This window comes from Ruegeria sp. BF12, assembly GCF_056538705.1.
On record NZ_JBQFTP010000014.1, the window covers coordinates 81,508 to 98,843 of the forward strand.

At 56.3% G+C, this 17,336-nt stretch carries 17 protein-coding genes; 8 read left to right on the forward strand and 9 right to left on the reverse strand.

What is annotated here, in order from left to right; all coding sequences use genetic code 11:
* Positions 1 to 5 precede the first annotated feature (5 nt).
* From ACR0J0_RS19055 to ACR0J0_RS19065, 3 genes are read right to left on the reverse strand one after another with little or no spacing between them, the layout of a single operon-like run.
* Positions 6 to 749 carry an outer membrane protein gene (locus ACR0J0_RS19055; protein ID WP_480665607.1) on the reverse strand — a complete coding sequence of 248 codons (744 nt, stop codon included), beginning with the start codon at positions 747 to 749 and terminating at the stop codon, positions 6 to 8.
* Between the two features lie 49 nt (positions 750 to 798).
* Positions 799 to 2,043, reverse strand: coding sequence for a DUF3179 domain-containing (seleno)protein (locus ACR0J0_RS19060; RefSeq protein WP_480665608.1), 1,245 nt, complete (start codon positions 2,041 to 2,043; stop codon positions 799 to 801).
* A 45-nt stretch (positions 2,044 to 2,088) separates the two neighbouring features.
* On the reverse strand, positions 2,089 to 3,756 hold the full coding sequence (locus tag ACR0J0_RS19065) for a sulfatase-like hydrolase/transferase (protein WP_480665609.1): 1,668 nt from the start codon (positions 3,754 to 3,756) through the stop codon (positions 2,089 to 2,091).
* A gap of 315 nt (positions 3,757 to 4,071) precedes the next feature.
* Here ACR0J0_RS19065 and ACR0J0_RS19070 point away from each other — a divergent pair, with 315 nt between their 5' ends.
* A complete protein-coding gene (locus tag ACR0J0_RS19070) occupies positions 4,072 to 4,533 on the forward strand; it encodes a hypothetical protein (RefSeq protein ID WP_480665610.1) in 462 nt (153 codons plus the stop codon).
* The gene (locus tag ACR0J0_RS19075) at positions 4,431 to 5,705 is read left to right on the forward strand and encodes a N,N-dimethylformamidase beta subunit family domain-containing protein (protein ID WP_480665647.1); all 1,275 of its coding nucleotides are present in this window, start codon (positions 4,431 to 4,433) and stop codon (positions 5,703 to 5,705) included. Before ACR0J0_RS19070 ends, ACR0J0_RS19075 begins: the two co-directional genes overlap by 103 nt.
* Before the next feature lie 25 nt (positions 5,706 to 5,730).
* Here the strand turns inward: ACR0J0_RS19075 and ACR0J0_RS19080 are convergent, their stop codons facing one another.
* The 3 genes from ACR0J0_RS19080 to cysK all read right to left on the reverse strand — a co-directional run bounded on the left by ACR0J0_RS19080 (position 5,731) and on the right by cysK (position 9,538).
* A complete protein-coding gene (locus ACR0J0_RS19080) occupies positions 5,731 to 6,690 on the reverse strand; it encodes a glutaminase (RefSeq protein ID WP_480665611.1) in 960 nt (319 codons plus the stop codon).
* The gene (locus tag ACR0J0_RS19085; protein ID WP_480665612.1) at positions 6,668 to 8,107 is read right to left on the reverse strand and encodes an alanine/glycine:cation symporter family protein; all 1,440 of its coding nucleotides are present in this window, start codon (positions 8,105 to 8,107) and stop codon (positions 6,668 to 6,670) included. The genes ACR0J0_RS19080 and ACR0J0_RS19085 overlap by 23 nt, the downstream gene beginning before the upstream one ends.
* A gap of 345 nt (positions 8,108 to 8,452) precedes the next feature.
* Positions 8,453 to 9,538: a cysteine synthase A gene (cysK, locus tag ACR0J0_RS19090; RefSeq protein ID WP_480665648.1), complete on the reverse strand. Its 1,086-nt coding sequence runs from the start codon at positions 9,536 to 9,538 to the stop codon at positions 8,453 to 8,455.
* 296 nt (positions 9,539 to 9,834) lie between these two features.
* On the opposite strand from cysK, the gene ACR0J0_RS19095 reads away from it, so the two are divergent.
* The 6 genes from ACR0J0_RS19095 to bfr all read left to right on the forward strand — a co-directional run bounded on the left by ACR0J0_RS19095 (position 9,835) and on the right by bfr (position 12,982).
* Positions 9,835 to 10,746 carry a DUF4856 domain-containing protein gene (locus ACR0J0_RS19095; RefSeq protein ID WP_480665613.1) on the forward strand — a complete coding sequence of 304 codons (912 nt, stop codon included), beginning with the start codon at positions 9,835 to 9,837 and terminating at the stop codon, positions 10,744 to 10,746.
* A 20-nt stretch (positions 10,747 to 10,766) separates the two neighbouring features.
* Complete coding sequence (locus ACR0J0_RS19100) at positions 10,767 to 11,084, forward strand: hypothetical protein (protein ID WP_480665614.1); 318 nt, start codon at positions 10,767 to 10,769, stop codon at positions 11,082 to 11,084.
* Complete coding sequence (locus tag ACR0J0_RS19105) at positions 11,081 to 11,233, forward strand: hypothetical protein (RefSeq protein WP_480665615.1); 153 nt, start codon at positions 11,081 to 11,083, stop codon at positions 11,231 to 11,233. The genes ACR0J0_RS19100 and ACR0J0_RS19105 overlap by 4 nt, the downstream gene beginning before the upstream one ends.
* A gap of 68 nt (positions 11,234 to 11,301) precedes the next feature.
* Positions 11,302 to 11,691 carry a hypothetical protein gene (locus ACR0J0_RS19110; protein ID WP_480665616.1) on the forward strand — a complete coding sequence of 130 codons (390 nt, stop codon included), beginning with the start codon at positions 11,302 to 11,304 and terminating at the stop codon, positions 11,689 to 11,691.
* Between the two features lie 48 nt (positions 11,692 to 11,739).
* Positions 11,740 to 12,288 carry a sterol desaturase family protein gene (locus tag ACR0J0_RS19115; protein ID WP_480665617.1) on the forward strand — a complete coding sequence of 183 codons (549 nt, stop codon included), beginning with the start codon at positions 11,740 to 11,742 and terminating at the stop codon, positions 12,286 to 12,288.
* Between the two features lie 208 nt (positions 12,289 to 12,496).
* The gene (gene bfr / locus ACR0J0_RS19120; RefSeq protein ID WP_480665618.1) at positions 12,497 to 12,982 is read left to right on the forward strand and encodes a bacterioferritin; all 486 of its coding nucleotides are present in this window, start codon (positions 12,497 to 12,499) and stop codon (positions 12,980 to 12,982) included.
* Between the two features lie 102 nt (positions 12,983 to 13,084).
* Here the strand turns inward: bfr and ACR0J0_RS19125 are convergent, their stop codons facing one another.
* The 3 genes from ACR0J0_RS19125 to ACR0J0_RS19135 all read right to left on the reverse strand — a co-directional run bounded on the left by ACR0J0_RS19125 (position 13,085) and on the right by ACR0J0_RS19135 (position 17,298).
* The gene (locus ACR0J0_RS19125) at positions 13,085 to 14,701 is read right to left on the reverse strand and encodes a GMC family oxidoreductase (RefSeq protein WP_480665649.1); all 1,617 of its coding nucleotides are present in this window, start codon (positions 14,699 to 14,701) and stop codon (positions 13,085 to 13,087) included.
* 2 nt (positions 14,702 to 14,703) lie between these two features.
* The gene (gene betC / locus ACR0J0_RS19130; RefSeq protein ID WP_480665619.1) at positions 14,704 to 16,239 is read right to left on the reverse strand and encodes a choline-sulfatase; all 1,536 of its coding nucleotides are present in this window, start codon (positions 16,237 to 16,239) and stop codon (positions 14,704 to 14,706) included.
* Positions 16,240 to 16,314: 75 nt separating this feature from the next.
* Complete coding sequence (locus tag ACR0J0_RS19135; protein WP_480665620.1) at positions 16,315 to 17,298, reverse strand: Bug family tripartite tricarboxylate transporter substrate binding protein; 984 nt, start codon at positions 17,296 to 17,298, stop codon at positions 16,315 to 16,317.
* Between the last annotated feature and the right edge of the window lie 38 nt (positions 17,299 to 17,336).

A 17,336-nucleotide genomic window follows, 5' to 3' on the forward strand; every position in this document is an offset into this window, starting at 1 on the left:
AGTTCTTAGAACCGGTAGGTCGCGCCTATCATGGGCCCTGACTGGGAGAACTTGAAATCATTGCCGTTGATCTCATGATCGAATGAGATGTAGCGATAGCCGCCTCTGATCAGCCACCTTTCATTGATTTCGTAATCCGCGGTCAACAACACCTGCCATGTCTCGCTGTCACTGCTGAACCCGCCATAGTCGAAGAATCCTGTGCCTGACCATCTGTCATTGAATGCGACGCGGGCTCTGAAACCGATGACCGGGTCTGTCCAGCTTTCATCAACATTGATGGACCGGCCCGGTGCCGTCCCCGGCAGAACGATGAAGTCCGTCTGAGTGCGGAACCAGCGGAAGCCACCAACCAAATCCACGAAACTCGTGTCAGTTGTGTAGGCCCTGTATCCGACATAGCCGCTGAAAAACTGAGTGGTGAGAGAGGTTTCCAGCCCTGAACTTGCTTCGCCCGGTGTGTCTGTGCCGAAAGAAACATCTGTGTAATTGTAGTCCGCGAGTAGGGACCAGCGCCCGTTGGTGGCCCCAAAGGCGCCCATGAAGGCGAGATCAAGGTTTGAAAGCGCGTCCGAGAAACTGAGCGTCCCCTCCACTGTTCCACGGGCCGTTTCTTGGGAAACCTCGGTCTCTGGCATAAACAAATATACTGTCGCTTCGTAAGACCAATCGGATTGCTGTGCAGAAGCAATCGGCGCCCATGACGCCAATGTCAGCGCGGCGGTTGCTATCGCCCTCTTAAAACCCATAGTAACTCTCCCTTTAATCCAAAATGGCAGTTCGATCCGACCACCCTTGTTATTCTGCGGCTTCACCAGCCTGAACCGAGCGCTGTCCCACGCGGTTGATATCCGTTTCCGGAAAGAACTCGGACCAGACGTGCCAGAACACACCAGCGCGCAGGGTTTCAACCCTTTGCAGTTTGCCCTGATCCGACATTCCCCAGAAATCGCAGCGGGTTATAGGCTGGCCGCTGTCATTGTACCAGACGCCAAGACTTTCATATTTCGGGTCGAGGCTCACAACAACATCTCGCCCGCCTACATTGGCGTTTACAATCCAATTGTTCTCGACCACGAAGTCATCGGTCCAGCATGTGGCGTCGTCGCCGATCGTGATCCCCCAGACATAGGTCTTGTTGGGCAATCGCCCGTCCGACCTGTCCATGTTGTCCATGACTGGCGCGTTTTCCTGATGTTGGCGCGCGATCCCCCAGCCAAACGTGATCTCTGTCACCATATCCAACAGGCGCAGGATAGGGTTGGTGGAGGGTTTGTTCAGATACACTTCGCCGTCCGGAAAGGCCTTTTGAAATCCGCGGAATGTCATTCGGTATGTCGGCCACGGCTGCATCCGTGCTTCGGGGCGCAGCGGGCAGGCGGGGCCGTTCGCGTCGGGGTCCCGATCCGCCTCGCGAAATCCGTAGATCTGCTGGATCGGTTCGCCGGATTCATTGTCTCGCAGGATCAGGTTGTTCCCATGTTGCGCCAACACCTCCAGATTCAGCCGGTGACCTTCGATGCGGGGTGCGTAGCCCTGTCCAAGATTTGCCATCGCACAAAAGGTCATGACGATGTCTTCCCCGCCCAAGCCGTCGGCGTTGCCTGCCAAATGGGGGCGCATGATCTGGGCATCCGGGTGCGCACGGGCGTGGCCGTTGTTCTCTATCACAATGACGGGCGCGGTTGGGCCGATGTATTTTTGCGCCTCGGAAATGGGAAAGAACGCGGCATCGTTGAGTTGATTTCTCAGCCCCAGATGGACCCAAACATACGGAAACCCATACAGCAGCAACACCAGAAATGCTGCGACAAGCCACAGCCAGAACGGACCGACACCCAGAATGAAATGCGCAAGCGTCGCGACTGCGAAACCGCCCAGTCCGACAGCGATCAGACGGTATTCGTGCCGGATAAAACGCACCATATTTTTTCGCTTTACCTTCAGCACCATCTGCGAAATGTCGCCAAGATCGCGAAAGTATACGAAGCCGATGCCAAGCGAAACAGCCAAGCCGAGTATGAATATTAGGGTTCCTGCCATTTGGACCACCTGATGTTGGAACGCGAGCGGCGCGCCCGAAGTTGGCTATTGCTGGGGCGAGGCACGTTTTGTCAAAAACGCATCGACGGCGAGTTGGGTTTCGGGTCGGATATTCTCGATCCCTTCGTAGGGCACGCCATAGGCGGGTGCGGTGTCGGGGAATTTCTCTTTGCGGGCCATGTGGCGGCCAAGGATGCGCGCGAATTCCTGCCCGCCCCAGGCACCAACCTCTGTTGAGACCGAATATTCTTCGCGCGTGTCCCGGTAGAGATCAAAGAACTTCGCCAGAATAGCGCTTTCCCCCGGTCCCGGCAGTTTCAGCTTTAGCTGGTCTTTCACGACCGCCTCGGGCTTGTTCACCGAATAGACGATGACGTGATCGCGACGGGCCTTGGATTCGTCGGAAAACAGTAGGGCAGCAGACTGGTCCACCCCATCCACCAGCCTATCCCGCGGAATGTACTGATCTGCCCCGGCAAAGCGCGACAGCGTCGTGTAGAGGTCGGAGACATGGATGATGCTGTTGAGCAATCCGTCTGCCTCGATCATGCCGGGCCAGCGGATGAAGGCATCGACACGGATTCCGCCCTCGGTCGTGTCACCTTTGCCGCCAGCATAGATCAGCGGGGTGAATCCGGATTGCGGCGCGTATTTGGTGAAATGGCCGTTGTCGCCCATGACTACAACCACGGTGTTTTCCGTCAGGCCCAGCTCTTCCAGCCGCGCAAACAAGTCGCCCAGCCACTGATCGAGCAACTGCATTTTGTCCACATATAGACCGCCATTCACGCTCTCTGGTCCCGACCGTCCGGCGCGGGTGTTGTCCAGCGGGATCATCGGCCAGTATTGCAGGAAAAACGGGTCTTCCCCACTTGCAAGACGATCCAGTTCTTCCATTGTCTTGTCCTGAAACGCCTGGTTCATCTCATCGTATTTCGCAGCGTTCCAGCGCTCGCCCGGTTCCATGCGGATTTCGCGTATCGGCCCACCGGTTTCACCTTCGATTACGGTCATCATCGCGGCAGCGTCCGGTCGGAACCAACCGTCCAGCGTGTATTTGTCGTCATAGTCCTGGATCGCGACCGAGACCTGCTCTTTGATCGCGTCGTCGTTGAAGATGGTCAACTGTCCCTGCTGGTGGATGGCGTGCTGGGCATAGTCAAATCCCTGATTCATCGCCCAGCTTTCTGCGATATCGCCCATGTGCCATTTGCCGACATGACTGGTAGCGTAGCCTGCCTGTTTCAACACCTCGGCCAGCGTTACCTCATCGCTGGGCAAACCAAAGCCCGCGATATCCACGGTCGTATCGCCCATGCCCATTCGCACAGGCAAACGCCCGGTCATCTGCGCAACGCGGGTCGGTGTGCACGAAGGCTCGGTGTACATCCGCACCATCCGCAGTGCCTGATCTGAGAAATCGTTGATGTTCGGAGTCTCATATCCCCGAACGGCGTTGAGCTCGGGAATTCCCATGTCGCCAAAGCCCATATCATCGATCAAGACACTGATGATGTTCGGGGGATTTCCTCCGTTGCTTTCCCGAAACGCGGCCAGCGCGTCATCGACGGCGGCATCATCCTGCGCCCATTGCTCGCCATGCTGTGCTTGCAGGATGTAAAACTCCGCATCGTGTTGAATCGGGTTTTCCTGCGCATGTACCGATAAAGCGGTAAAACTCATCGACACAAGCATCAAAAAAGGCAACTTCATTCCAATTTCTCCCCAAGTATTCTGAGACCGAAGTCTCAAAACCCCATCATATTGAAACATTACTATGTTTGTTTGGAAATTTCTACGCGCCAACACCGTGCCGCTCGGGTTAAGTCAAAGCCTGGTGTGAGAAATACGTGAGTGCCCGCAGAGGACTTGCGACATGTTGCGGTCATTTCAGCCAATCATCGACAGCAATTACACATCAGTATGGTTCAGAACTTTGGGGAAAGAACAGATGGGCACAAGCAATATCGCGACTTGTTCTGACCGTGGCAGCAGGCCTAAAAAGCCGCCGGAATGGAAGCCAAACTCATGACGCGTTCTGAAACCAAAGACCCCGCCACCACGCCCCGAACCCGAGCGAAAGCGCGGCACATTCTGGACAATTACTACATCGGACCTTGCCGTGACGATGGAGTGTTGGAGATCTGGGGGTACACTGATCGCATGACCTATGCGCCGGGCGATCAGGTGGAGTTGCGGGTTTCAACGACGGCTGAAAGCTGGGATCTCGAAATTGGCCGGGACGGTTTGCGGTACGAACCGGTTCTGCACGAAGTTGGGTTGGAAGGGGTGCACCAAACGACACCCGAAGATTGCTCGGTCGTCGGATGCGGTTGGGATGTCACCTATGCGTTTACCATCCCCAAAGACTGGCAGGAGGGGGGTATCTGGTCACCCTCAGCGCTGGACGGGACGGCGACCGGGTCGAAGAGCATCATCTGTTTCTACTGCGCCGCTCAGCGGACAAACCGCCTGCGCCCTATATTCTGATCTGTGCCACCGGGACTTGGCTGGCCTACAACTGTTGGGGTGGGTCCAACCACTATGAAGGGATCACGGGCCCGGACAGAAATGCGTTCTCGCCCGTCGTATCCACCCAGCGGCCCTGGACGCGAGGATTCTGCAAACTGCCCGAAGGCGCACCGCGCGCAGTTCCGGAAGTGCCGCACGTGCCAGGAACCATGGTGCGGTACCCGTACATGGAATGGGCCTATGCCTACGGCTATTCCAAGAAATACGCGTCGGCAGGATGGGCCAGCTACGAGCGCCATTTTGCGCGCTGGGCTGAGGCACAGGGGTTCGAGTTCGACTTTGCCACCCAGCACGATCTGGACGCAGACCTGGACCTTTTGGCATGCTACAAGTGTGCGGTATTCGTTGGGCACGATGAATACTGGAGCGCAAACATGCGCCATGCCGTCGACCGCTATGTCACCCAAGGCGGAAGGGTAGCTCGGTTCGGCGGCAATTTTCTGTGGCAAACTCGGATCGAAGACGAAGGTCGTACGCAGGTTTGCTATAAGTATGCGACCGGTTCCGATCCCCTTGTGGGCACAGATCAACAGCATCTTGTGACCACCGCTTGGGAGGTTGCTCCGGTCAGTTGGCCTGGCACCGAGACATTTGGGGTCAATGGGCTGAAAGGTGTGTACGCGGGTCTGGGCCGGTGCGTCGGGCAGGGCGGCGGTGGATTTACTGTTTATCGACCCGGCCATTGGGCGTTGGACGGCACGCAACTGGGGTACGGCGATCAGTTGGGAGCTGGTTCGCGGATTTTCGGCTATGAGGTCGATGGGCTGGATTACCAGATGGAAGATGGCCTGCCCTTTCCAACCGGCACGGACGGAGCCGACCCGGCAATTCAGATATTGGCATTGGGGCTGGCTACGAATGTCGAACCGACGCACGGCGTCTGGGGCGAGACGGCCTATATCGGCGACGCGGATGCAGCCTTCAAAGCTCAGAGCCTATTCGGAGAAGTCACCGAGGAGACGTTGGATCGAAGTACCCGTGGGAATGGCGCAATCGTGCACCGGCAGCGCGGGCAAGGAGAGGTGTTCACCGCCGGAACATGCGAGTGGGTCATGGGGCTGACACGCTCCGATCCACAAGTGGAGCGGATCACTCGCAACGTGCTGCGCAGGTTTGGCTCAACAGATTGAGGAATTGCTTCGGCACCTCCAGGCTCTAGCGGTTGGGTCCGAAAACCGACCATCCGGTTGCGCGCACCAATTCCTGAAATGCGATCGTTGCCAGATGAGAGTTGCCTTTTGGGTCCAGCCCGGGGCTCCATGCAGTGACTGCGGCAATGCCGGGCACAATGCAAAGGATACCGCCGCCGACGCCGCTTTTGGCCGGAAGGCCTACGCGGAAGGCGAACTCGCCGGAGGCATCGTACGAACCGCACATCATCATCAACGCGGTGACCCTTCGGGCGCGCTGGGCCGACAGCACGGTAGAACCATCCGCCGGATTTTGGCCTGCGGCGGCAAGGTAACGGCCGGCTACGGCCAATTGATGACAGGACATGGCGATGCTGCATTGGCGAAAGTACAGTGACAGAACCTCTTCGACCGGTGCCCTGAGGTTTCCTTCGGCCTCCATAAAATGCGCAAGTGCCCGGTTTCGTGAACCGGTCCGCATCTCAGAATCCGCAACCGCATCGTCCACCTGAATGGAACTGTCTTCTGCGAGATCCCGGCAAAGCGCCAACACATCTTCGACGGCTTCGTCGGCCGTTTTGCCTTCCAGCAGAACGTCAGCCACAACAATTGCCCCGGGATTAATGAACGGGTTTCTGGGGATTCCGCGCTCGTGCTCAAGCTGGACAATCGAATTGAACGGATCGCCCGAGGGTTCACGGCCTACTCTTTGCCACAATGTTGCGCCGACGCGTTTGAGGGCGACGGTGAGCGAGAATACCTTGGAAATGCTCTGAATGGAAAAAAGCGTGTCTGCGTTCCCGGCCGATACCGGGGTGCCGTCTACAGGCGCAACTGCAATGCCAAACTGGTTCAGATCAACGGTGGCAAGTTCCGGAATATACTGCGCGACCTTCCCTCGGTCGGACATACCGGCCACTCGGTCGGCGATGTCATCCAGAATTACCTGAAGCTCTCCGCTTTCAATCACGCTGGGGTTCGGCATATTCTTCCTCCGACCAGACGTCATGATCCACACCTTTACCGAATTCCGGGAACTTGCTTGCTATAAAGCGGGGCTCAAGATTTTGCCGTCGTTGAGAAAAGTAATCCGCAGTTAATTTGTACACAGTGCCGGACAACAGCAGTATTGCGACCAGGTTGATTGTAGCCATTATTCCCATGGCAGCGTCCGCAAAATTGAACACCGTACTGACAGCCTGCATCGCGCCCCAGACGACCATGGCAAGGCACCCGAGGCGCAAAATGTAGATGGGCACTTTGCCTTCCAGCTTCAGAAACGTCATCGCGTTTTCCGCGTACGAGTAATTGCCGAGAATTGACGTGAAACCGAAAAAGACGATTGCGATTGCGATAAAGTGGCGGCCAATCTCACCCAGGTGAACCGCCGCCGCATCCTGTGTCAGGCGCATTCCAGTTGGGCCATCCAACTCGATTGCGCCGGAAAGAAGGATCAGCAAGGCGGTCGCCGTGGCGACCAAAATTGTGTCGACGAAGCAGCCAAAGGCCTGAACGAAACCCTGGCTCGACGGGTGGTGGGGATCGGGTGTGGCCACGGCCGCGATGTTCGGGGCCGAACCCATTCCCGCCTCGTTGGAAAACAGCCCGCGTTTGATACCGTTCAACGCTGCCGCCATAATACCCCCGGTAACGCCCCCGGCGGCTTCTTGAAGGCCAAACGCTCCGGCGACGATGGACCATAACATGGCTGGCACCTGAGGCAGGTTAAGTACGACAACGACGCAGGCCAGCAGCAAATACAGCCCGGCCATCAGCGGAACGACGATTTCGGCAAATCTGGCAATGGTTCGGATGCCGCCAAAGATGACCACCGCCGCTGCGGCCGCCAGTGCCAGACCCGCAATCAGCTTGTTTAGCCCAAACGCACCTTCGAATGCTTCTGCAATCGAATTGGATTGCACCGCAACGAATACCAGGCCGAAACTGACGATCAGGCAGATCGAGAAGATCACACCGGCCCAGGGCGCATTCAGGGCGTTGGCCATGTAGAAAGCCGGACCTCCTCGGAACCGGCCATTAGAGGACGTCACCTTATAAAGCTGCGCCAGCGTACTTTCGGAATAAGCGGTGGCCATGCCAACCAAAGCCACGATCCACATCCAGAAGATTGCCCCGGGACCACCCAGGGTCAAAGCCACCGCAACGCCCGCCAAGTTGCCGGTTCCAACGCGCGAGGCAAGGCTGACTGTCAGCGCCTGAAAAGGTGAAATACCCCGTTTGTCTGTGGATTTGGCCGACGTCAGAACGCGGATCATTTCACCAAAGTGAAGGAACTGCAGCGCGCCGAGACGAATGGTGAAAAACACTCCCGTCCCCAATAATCCGTAAATCAGGACGTAGTTCCAAAGAATCGAATTAATGCCGTTAACAAGTGCTTCCATTGTCCGCCTCCTGAGAAATCAGACAGTTCGCGACAGCAACTAGAATACGTTGCGCATTCTCATCATGCACGAAAGGCGGGTAATCGAGTCAAGCTTCAAACCCGAATTTGCACCGAATTTACTGGCATATGCGATTGATTTACCGTCAGGAATCTGAGCCACGGACCGTTCGAAGCGGAATTTAGGTCTGTGAATGTCCGGAGTTCTGCGCTTCAAATGGACTTGAATGGAGGCGGCGCTCAATCAGGTTATTGGGGGCGAAACGCCGCCCCCTTTTGATCAAGAAGTGCCCGTGTTTTCGTCAGGCGTGCCAGCAAAAACAGACTGCGCCACACTATTCGTCGATCACTCGGCGGCCATTTGTGCCGAGGGTGTAGACATCGAAATCGCGCGCTCTTCTTCCGTCATATCCTCTTCAATTCCATCAAAGAGTGGTGTCGAAAGGTAACGCTCACCTGTATCAGGCAACATCACCAGCAAGACAGCACCCTGCGGTGCCTGTTCAGCCACTTTCATCGCCACAGCAAAGGTCGATCCGCCGGAAATTCCGGTAAATATACCTTCTTCTGAGGCGAGGCGTCGTGACCATTCAATTCCTTCGCTTCCCGGGACAGGGATCATTTCGTCATAATATTTATTGTCGATCGCTTCTTGCAGAACCCACGGAATAAAGTCGGGTGTCCAGCCCTGGATCGGATGTGGCTCGAAATTCGGGTGGCTTTCGGTCGGCTGATGACTTTCGTTGCGTGTGTTTACGTAGCCGGACGAAACAATTGCCGCGTTGGAAGGTTCCGTCAGAATGATCGTCGTGTCGGGGCGTTCTTTGCGAAGAACGCGTGCCACGCCTGAGACGGTTCCCCCCGTCCCATAACCGGTGACCCAATAGTCCAGCCGCTCATTTTCGAAATCCCCAAGGATTTCGCGCGCGGTTGTATTCTCATGAATATCCGCGTTGGCAGCAGTCTCGAACTGGCTGGCCAAAAACCAGCCATTCTGTTCGGCCAGCTCCTTGGCTTTGGTGTACATACCAAAGCCCTTTTGCGCCCTCGGCGTCAGCACAACCTTTGCACCCAGAAACCGCATCAACCTACGCCGCTCGACCGAGAAACTATCGGCCATCGTAACCACAAGCGGATACCCTTTGGCGGCACATACCATCGCAAGGCCGATCCCGGTATTGCCGGACGTGGCTTCGACAACGGTTTGGCCGGGTTTCAACCGCCCGTCGCGTTCAGCTGCTTCGATAATGTTAAGCGCCAACCGGTCCTTGACCGAGCCCGCAGGATTGAAAGCTTCGAACTTCACATAGACCTTCACATGCGACGGGGCGATCCTGTTTATGCGAATGCAGGGCGTATCACCCACGGTGTCGAGAACACTGTCGTAGAGGCGTTTGCGCCCCTCGGTCTGCCGAATTCCCATGGCGATAATCCTCTCTCTGCTGACAACGTCTGATGCAATGTAAATCACGTTGGTAACTGTTTGGCGATCTGTGTTTTTGATGGCGCCCATACGCTGCGAGGGCGGGTTTACGCAGGCGAGTATTTGCGTGCGCTTCTGTCGATGAGGTTTCAAATTGAAATTCAAATGGGAAAACGGCGGCTGCGGGGCGGAAAATTTTGTGTTTGGCCGGAGTTGCGCTTGACAGCGGCTTTAATTAGTCGACTAAAAAGATCAGATTATTAAGTCCGATAAAAATTATTAATAATAAACGCAAGGGACATCCCATGCAAAAGCCCAATCTCAAACTCACCACGGCACTTGTCGCTGCAACATTGTTCAGCGGGGCAGCGCTCGCGGATCAGGCATTTGGCCCGTTTCCGGTCACCGTGAAAGGGTATGAGGGCGACAAGACCAACTCTGTTTCCTACTCTGGTCAGATTGCGCGGCACGTCCTGCATGACAGCCTGAAAAAGATGGCGGGCAAAGGCGACCGCGGGAACAACGCGGCCGAAGTCGAAGCGCTCATGCTGCCGTACTTCAATGGGACCGGAGAAGATCTGGCAATCATTGCTCCGGCGTCGAAAGACGGCTTCCCGGTCAAGCAATCGACCGTGAACGAGATTTCCAAAGGCGTGAATATCTCGGGCAAGTTCGACAACGGTGCGATGCCGGCATGGCCGGGGAACCAATCCGGTGTGGACGTCGCGCTGCAAATGATCAAACTGGCAGCCGCGTCTGAACAGGGTTACGATCCGGTCAACGGTATGGACCGGGGTCAGCTGATCTCGAAATTCACGCTGGGCGAAATGGCGTACAACCAGGCGGTCGACAACTACCTCGACGAGAAATTGGACGCCGATAACAAACCTAATGACAAGCCATATCAAGAAGGCGCGCATTACACCGGCAAAGAGCATGTCTGGGATGAGGTGTTTGGCTATTTCGGTGCAGCGGCGCATTCCGCGACCCTGACGCCCGAGCAGAACTATGCCGTGTCCAAACAAAAGGACCAGGCCGCTGCGGACGCCAACGGTGATGGTGTCATCGACCTTAAAACCGAGGGGGGGGTTGGTCCGGCATACTATGCCGCCGGTGCAGAAAAGGGCGGCAACAATAACACCCAGTACATGGCGACCATTTTCAACGCTTTCCGGGATGGTCGCGCCCTGATCGCATCGCAAAAGGCGAAGGTCTGACAGACGACCAGCGCGCCGAAGTGAAGAACTATGCCGATATCATTGAGGCCAACTGGGAAAAAACGCTGGCAGAAGCCACGTTCAAATATGCCGGATCTGTCTACAAAGACATCGACAAGATCAGATCGGGTGAGGACTCCGACAAAGCGCTGCGCAACTACGTCAAGCATTGGGGTGAGTTGAAAGGCTTCTCGATGGCCCTGCCGTCCGGCAGGAACAACCTGGGCGCAATGGCGATCGACCTGAATTGGCTGATCGGGTTTGGCCCAGCGATGCCCGATGGCAAGATGGTGTCTGACATCGACGCGGCGGCAACTTTGTTCGTGGCCGCGAAATGACGCTGGGCGACTATCAGGTCAACATGCTGAAGGTTCAGAAACTGTTGATCGACACGTTCGACATTGAATCGCGCGCCAATGACGCAACCGCTGAACTGGCCGCGCTGGCTGAAAAGCTGGGCGAAATTGCCTCGGCGGAAAACGACTAATGGTCCTTTGATCCTGTTCCGGCGGTGCGTTATTTAGTGCGGCCGGTTATCAAGCCGAATGGCAATCCTTGGATATACTCGAGCACAGAGACGCTGTCCTTGCAGATTTCTCCAACCCCAAGAAGCGCGTCTTTTTGGGGTATTTGTTTCTGACGGTCCTGATTGCGCTGGTCTGGCTTGTGGCGGTGCGCAGGCCCTCGCTTAAGCGGGCTCTGCATCAGGTATTTGACCGCGAGGTTTTGTTCTCGGCTTCCGCTAAGGCGGATTACAAGAATTTTGTGATAAATCGCGTATTCACGCTGTTCGTTTCACCGCTGCTGGTGTCCCAACTGGCGATTGCAACGGATGTTGTTTTATGCGTTGCACGACGTGGATTTTCTGCAAAAAGGCATGTTTTCCGCCGCTCCAACTGGCGTGATTGTCGCACTGTTCACGATCACCATCTTTATTGTCGATGATTTCACAAAGTACCTTTTGCACCGCTGGATGCATCACTGGCCGTTGTTATGGGCGATCCAAAAAACCACCACTCGGCCGAGACGATGACGCCGATCACGGTGTACCGCACGCATCCGTTGGAAGGAATTCTTTTCAGCTTGCGCAGCGCTATCGTGCAGGGAACGACGATGGCCGTCTGTCTGTTCCTGTTTGGCAACGCGGTGGACCTTTATGCAGTTTTGGGTGTGAACGTCATGTCATTCATCTTTCACGTGACAGGCTCGAACCTGCGGCATTCTCACATCTCGATCCGCTATTGGCCCTGGTTGGAGCATATCCTTATCTCACCTGCGCAACATCAGGTGCACCATTCGATCGCGCGAGCATCACGACAAGAAATTCGGTGTTGCGCTTGCGGTTTGGGTCTGGCTGTTTGGCTCGCTGCACTTGTCCGAGCGGGACGCGGATCTGAGATTCGGTTTGCAACCGCCCGTAGCGCATCCATCTCGCCTATCGGACGTCTGCCTTCGCCCCTTTGCGGACATGGCCCGGATCGTGAGGCGGAGACTGGGAAAAAAGCGAAACAGCATTGCGCGCCCCCTGTCCGTCATCGTTAACTGGCCTGACCGCCAGTTTCCCACCGGTTATCCGCGTTAGCCAGCGACGGTACGTTTCCAAATCAAACGGGAATCGTCAGAAACTCATTCAACGCATTGTTATTAATAATTTTTCGATCCCATTTGGGTTTTGCGGAACAAGTGATACCATTGTGTCGCAAGGCACTCTTTTCAAACCAAATTCGCGACCAAGCCAGGGAGATTTCAGATGAAGGGTGACAAGAAGGTAATTGAATATTTGAACAAGGCTCTTCGGCATGAATTGACGGCTGTCAGCCAATACTGGCTGCATTACCGCCTGCAGGACGATTGGGGTCTTGGGAGCATGGCCAAGAAAAGCCGCGAAGAGTCCATCGAAGAGATGGGGCACGCGGACAAACTGATTGAGCGGATCATTTTTTTGGAAGGGCACCCCAACCTGCAAAAGCTTGATCCGTTGAAGATCGGCGAAAACCCTCGTGAGACCCTTGAATGCGATCTTGCGGCAGAGCGCAGTGCCCGCGCCTTGTACAAAGAGGCAAGGGATGTGTGTAAAGCCGCTGGTGACTATGTCTCGATGGGATTGTTCGAAAAACTCATGTCGGACGAAGAAGGGCATATCGACTTTCTTGAGACACAACTTGATCTGTATGATCGTGTTGGGCCCGAGCTCTTTGCGCAACTTAATGCGACAAAAATGGAAGATGCCGACTGATTTGCCTGCGGCGATCTTATTGATCGCCGCGCGGTCAACGTGATGCAAAATTCAGCCACGACATCCGCTCCGGTGTTCAGGGCTCGAAACCCTATATGGAACCTAAGCCGACCTGCGGCGGTCTTCGCGGATCAAGTCGCTGCACTTTTCTCCGATCATGATGGCCGGTGCGTTGGTGTTACCGCTGACGATGTCCGGCATGATCGAGGCGTCTGCGACGCGAAGGCCGCGGATGCCGTGAACCCGAAGTTGCGGATCGACGACGGCTCGATCATCCACGCCCATTTTGCAGGTCGAGGTCGGGTGATAGATCGTCTGCGCCATGTTTCGGGCGGCTTCGAGGTGATCTTCGTCGGTCTCAACCGTACCCGACGGGACATGCTCGCGCACGATGAATGGGGCCAGAGCATTCGTCTTCGTCATCGCGCGCGCAAACTTCACAGCGCGGATGGCGCAAAGCTGGTCGCCGGTCGTCGACAGATAGTTGGGCACGATCTTTGGGTACACTTTCGCGTTGGGCGACGAGATATGTATGTGCCCGCGGCTTTCCGGCCGTAGCTGACAGACCGAGGAGGTAAAGCCCGAGAACGAATGCATCTCGATCCCCGGTTTATCGGCAGACAGCGGCTGAAAGTGGAACTGGATGTCGGGCGTTTCCAGTCCTTCCATCGATTTGGCGAAGATTGCGACCTGACTGGCCCCAAGGCTCATTGGGCCGGTGCGGCGCAGGGCGTATTCGATGCCGATTCCGGCACGGTGCATGACGTTGTTGATCGCGTCGTTTAGTGTGGGAACGGTGACCTCATACACAAGGCGGATTTGCAGGTGATCCTGAAGGTGTTCACCCACGCCCGGCAAGTCGTGGCGTACTGCTACACCTGCTGCGCACAGAATGTCCGGGTTGCCAATGCCCGAAAGTTCAAGCAATTGCGGCGAACCGATTGCACCGGCAGACAGTATCACCTCGCCGCCGGGGTTCAGCATGGCCTTTTGGGGCGAGCCCTTGCGGTCATAGGCGACACCAGTCACTTGTTTCGGCGCGTCGGAGGCGAACACAAGCCCGGTTGTGTGCGCATGCGTGATGATGTCCAGGTTTTGACGCTTTCCTTTGATCGACGTCAGGAATGCCTTAGCCGAAGAACAGCGGAACCCTTTGCGCGCGGTTTGGTGGAAATAGCCGGCACCTTCCTGATCTGTGCCGTTGTAGTCGTCGGTCCGCGGAACGCCCATTTCGACGGCGGCTTCGATGAACGCCTCAGAGATGGGGGATTTTGCGCGGATCAATGACACGGCTAGCTCGCCATCTTTCCCATGCAACTCGGGGTCTGCGTCTTCATGACATTCGGACCGCTTGAACAGGGGCAGCACGTCCTCCCATGACCAACCGGTATTCCCAAGTTGCGCCCAGCGGTCGTAATCCTCTTTCTGGCCGCGCACATAGAGCAACCCGTTTATAGAAGACGACCCGCCAAGCGTCTTGCCGCGCGGCCAGTCCAGTGCACGCCCGTTCAGGCCGGGGTCGGGCTCGGCCTTATAGCACCAATCTGTTTTCGGGTTGTGCAGGGTCTTGAAGTAACCAACCGGAATGTGAATCCACGGATTGGTATCCTTGCCGCCAGCCTCTAGCAGCAGCACGCGGATTTTCGGGTCGGCGGACAACCGGTTTGCGATGACGCAGCCAGCAGAGCCTGCGCCTACGATAATGTAATCAAATGACATATTCATACCAGATCAGGCTTGGCCGGAGCCACATAGGGAAGCCGCGCACGGGCCTTGGTGTCTGCAGCACCCGCGTTACGGATGTACCTTTCGTTGTCATCCTTGCGAACCGTGTAGACGTAAGTGGGGTCGCCCTCGGTCACCTTGTGAATGGCAAGGCGACGCACTTGGCTGGCGCGGATCGTTTCGTACAGCTCATCAGGGTTCCAGCCTTCGAACAGGATCTCCTCTAGCTCAGCCCGTATGATGGCGCAGTCGGGATCAGACACGCGGTTATTCACCTCGTTAGGGTCCTCCTCTACATTGTAAAGCAGCGTATCGACCCCTTCGAGCCACATCAGTTTCCATGGTCCTTTCTTGACCATGCGGCTGGGGCCGGTGGACCCATCCGCGGCAAACTCCGAGATTACGACATCGGACATATCCGATGTGTCGCCGTTCAGGGCAGGGACCAGAGATCGCCCGTCGATGGGCGCCGCATAATCCCCGAACGAACCGCCAGCGGCGAGGTCCGTGAGTGTGGGCAAAAGATCAATGAGTGAGATATTCTCCCTCACCCGCGCCGGTTTGAAACGATCCGGCGCGTAGACGATGAAGGGCACGCTCGAGGCCCATTCGAAGAAGTGTTGTTTGAACCACATTCCACGCTCGCCCATCATCTCGCCGTGGTCGGCGGTCAGGATGACGATGGTGTTGCCGATCTGGCCTGTCTTTTCCAGAACGTCCACAAGGCGACCGACCTTTTCGTCGATATACGAGATCATCCCGTAGTAGCCGTGGCGGGCTTTGCGGCGATCTTCGGCCGAAACTGTGAACTCGTGCCGGGACTGACAATAGTGCAGGTTGCGGCTGAGATGATCTATCTCGTTCAGCTCTAGTGGTGCAACCGCCGGGTATTCGATTTCGTCATGATCATAGAGGTCCCAATACTCCTGTCCGATCACGAAGGGCGAGTGCGGAGACGTGAAGGACACTGTCAGCATAAACGGGCGATCGTCGCCTTTTCGGGCCAGATCATACAGGGCCTGAACACCGTGGTATTCGACCTCGTCATCGTAATCCATCTGCATGGTGCGGATCGCTGGGCCGCTTTCCAGAATCGGGGCCATTGTCAGGTTGGTGGGCTTGTATTCGCGCCCCTTGGACCAGTCGACAGTCCAGGCGAAGTTGGCCGGGTAGATTTCGGTCGTGTGACGTTTGTCATAGCCGTGCAATTGATCCGGGCCGACAAAGTGCATCTTGCCGGACATCTCGACCCGGTAATCCATGCTGCGCAGGTAGTGTGCGAATGTCGGAATGTCGGCGTGGAATTCGCTGGCGTTGTCATACATGCCGATAGAGAAAGGCAGCTTTCCTGCGTGCATCGACGCACGGGACGGTCCGCACATGGGCAGGTTGCAATAGCAGTTCTCAAACACCACTCCATTCTCCGCAAGCCGGTCAATGTTGGGTGCTTTGACGGTCTTGTTGCCATAGGTTTTCAGCGCATTTGCTGCGAGCTGGTCCGCCTGAATGAATAGGATGTTTGGACGTGCCATATTCGTTTCCTGAAAACTAAGAGGATTAGTCCCGGGCGGCAAAAGAGGGGAGGGCCGCCCGGGATGCCGAGGTTGTTACTGGATTACCATTCCCAACTTTTCGGCAGTGTCGCTGAAGGTCTGAACCTGACCTTCGACGAATGTCTTGGTTTCATCTGGTGACAGGACCGTGGGGACCGAGCCCAGTTTTTCGGTGGTTTCTACCCAGCTTTCATCAGCCGAGATCGCGCCAAGAACTTCGACCCACTTCGCCACGACGTCTTCGGGCAGGTCTTTGGGTCCCCAGACGCCAGTCCAGCCGACCACGTTTTCAAGGTTCGGATGGCCAAGCTCTTGTGCGGTTGGCGTATCCGGGATCGCGGCAAAGCGTTCAGGTGTGGTGGTTAGCAAGGGGCGGATCTGGTCGGATTCGATGGCTCCGGACAGGCCCGAAAGGTTGTGGAAGATCAGGTCCGCATGGCCGCCGACAACCGCTGCGGTGGCCTTGCCGCCGCCTTTGAATGGGACATGGATCAACGCTTCGGAATCGACGCCCAGATCGTCTAGCATGATCAGCATCGCCATATGCAGAAGAGTGCCAACACCGGCGGACGCATAAGAAAGGCGCTCGCCATTGGCGATTGCTTCTTTCAGTTCATCAAAGCTCTGATAGGGCGAGTCCGCGCTGACGCCCAACACAAACGGGTTCATTTCGATCAGACCCAGAAAGGTGAAGTCGTCCCACTTGTAGGGGATTGTGCGGTTGATCGCCGGAACGGTGGCCTGAGAGCCAACGCGCGCCATCAACAGGGTGTAACCATCGGGGCGTGATTTGGCGACCTGAGTCGAACCGACGACTCCACCTGCACCTGTCTTGTTTACGACCAGAATGTTCTCACCCAGATAGTCCGGTGCTTCTGTGCTGAGGGTGCGTGCGGCCAGATCAGCAGCGCCTCCGGGGCCGTAAGGCACCACTAAAGTCACTGGTTTGTTTGGATAATCTTGCGCTGACGCTCCCGCCGGGATCGCGAGCAGGGCAAGGCTGCTGAGCGCGGCGGTTACTGTGGTTCTTAGTGTCATTTGTTGCGTCTCCCTGAATCGAGTGGGACTCATCATAA

Bases quoted from the DNA above. Each gene is read 5' to 3' on its own strand.
- ACR0J0_RS19055 (WP_480665607.1), bottom strand. From the start codon at position 749: ATGGGTTTTAAGAGGGCGATAGCAACCGCCGCGCTGACATTGGCGTCA.
- ACR0J0_RS19060 (WP_480665608.1), bottom strand. From the start codon at position 2,043: ATGGCAGGAACCCTAATATTCATACTCGGCTTGGCTGTTTCGCTTGGC.
- ACR0J0_RS19065 (WP_480665609.1), bottom strand. From the start codon at position 3,756: ATGAAGTTGCCTTTTTTGATGCTTGTGTCGATGAGTTTTACCGCTTTA.
- ACR0J0_RS19070 (WP_480665610.1), top strand. From the start codon at position 4,072: ATGACGCGTTCTGAAACCAAAGACCCCGCCACCACGCCCCGAACCCGA.
- ACR0J0_RS19080 (WP_480665611.1), bottom strand. From the start codon at position 6,690: ATGCCGAACCCCAGCGTGATTGAAAGCGGAGAGCTTCAGGTAATTCTG.
- ACR0J0_RS19085 (WP_480665612.1), bottom strand. From the start codon at position 8,107: ATGGAAGCACTTGTTAACGGCATTAATTCGATTCTTTGGAACTACGTC.
- ACR0J0_RS19095 (WP_480665613.1), top strand. From the start codon at position 9,835: ATGCAAAAGCCCAATCTCAAACTCACCACGGCACTTGTCGCTGCAACA.
- ACR0J0_RS19105 (WP_480665615.1), top strand. From the start codon at position 11,081: ATGACGCTGGGCGACTATCAGGTCAACATGCTGAAGGTTCAGAAACTG.
- ACR0J0_RS19115 (WP_480665617.1), top strand. From the start codon at position 11,740: ATGGGCGATCCAAAAAACCACCACTCGGCCGAGACGATGACGCCGATC.
- bfr (WP_480665618.1), top strand. From the start codon at position 12,497: ATGAAGGGTGACAAGAAGGTAATTGAATATTTGAACAAGGCTCTTCGG.
- ACR0J0_RS19125 (WP_480665649.1), bottom strand. From the start codon at position 14,701: ATGTCATTTGATTACATTATCGTAGGCGCAGGCTCTGCTGGCTGCGTC.
- betC (WP_480665619.1), bottom strand. From the start codon at position 16,239: ATGGCACGTCCAAACATCCTATTCATTCAGGCGGACCAGCTCGCAGCA.
- ACR0J0_RS19135 (WP_480665620.1), bottom strand. From the start codon at position 17,298: ATGACACTAAGAACCACAGTAACCGCCGCGCTCAGCAGCCTTGCCCTG.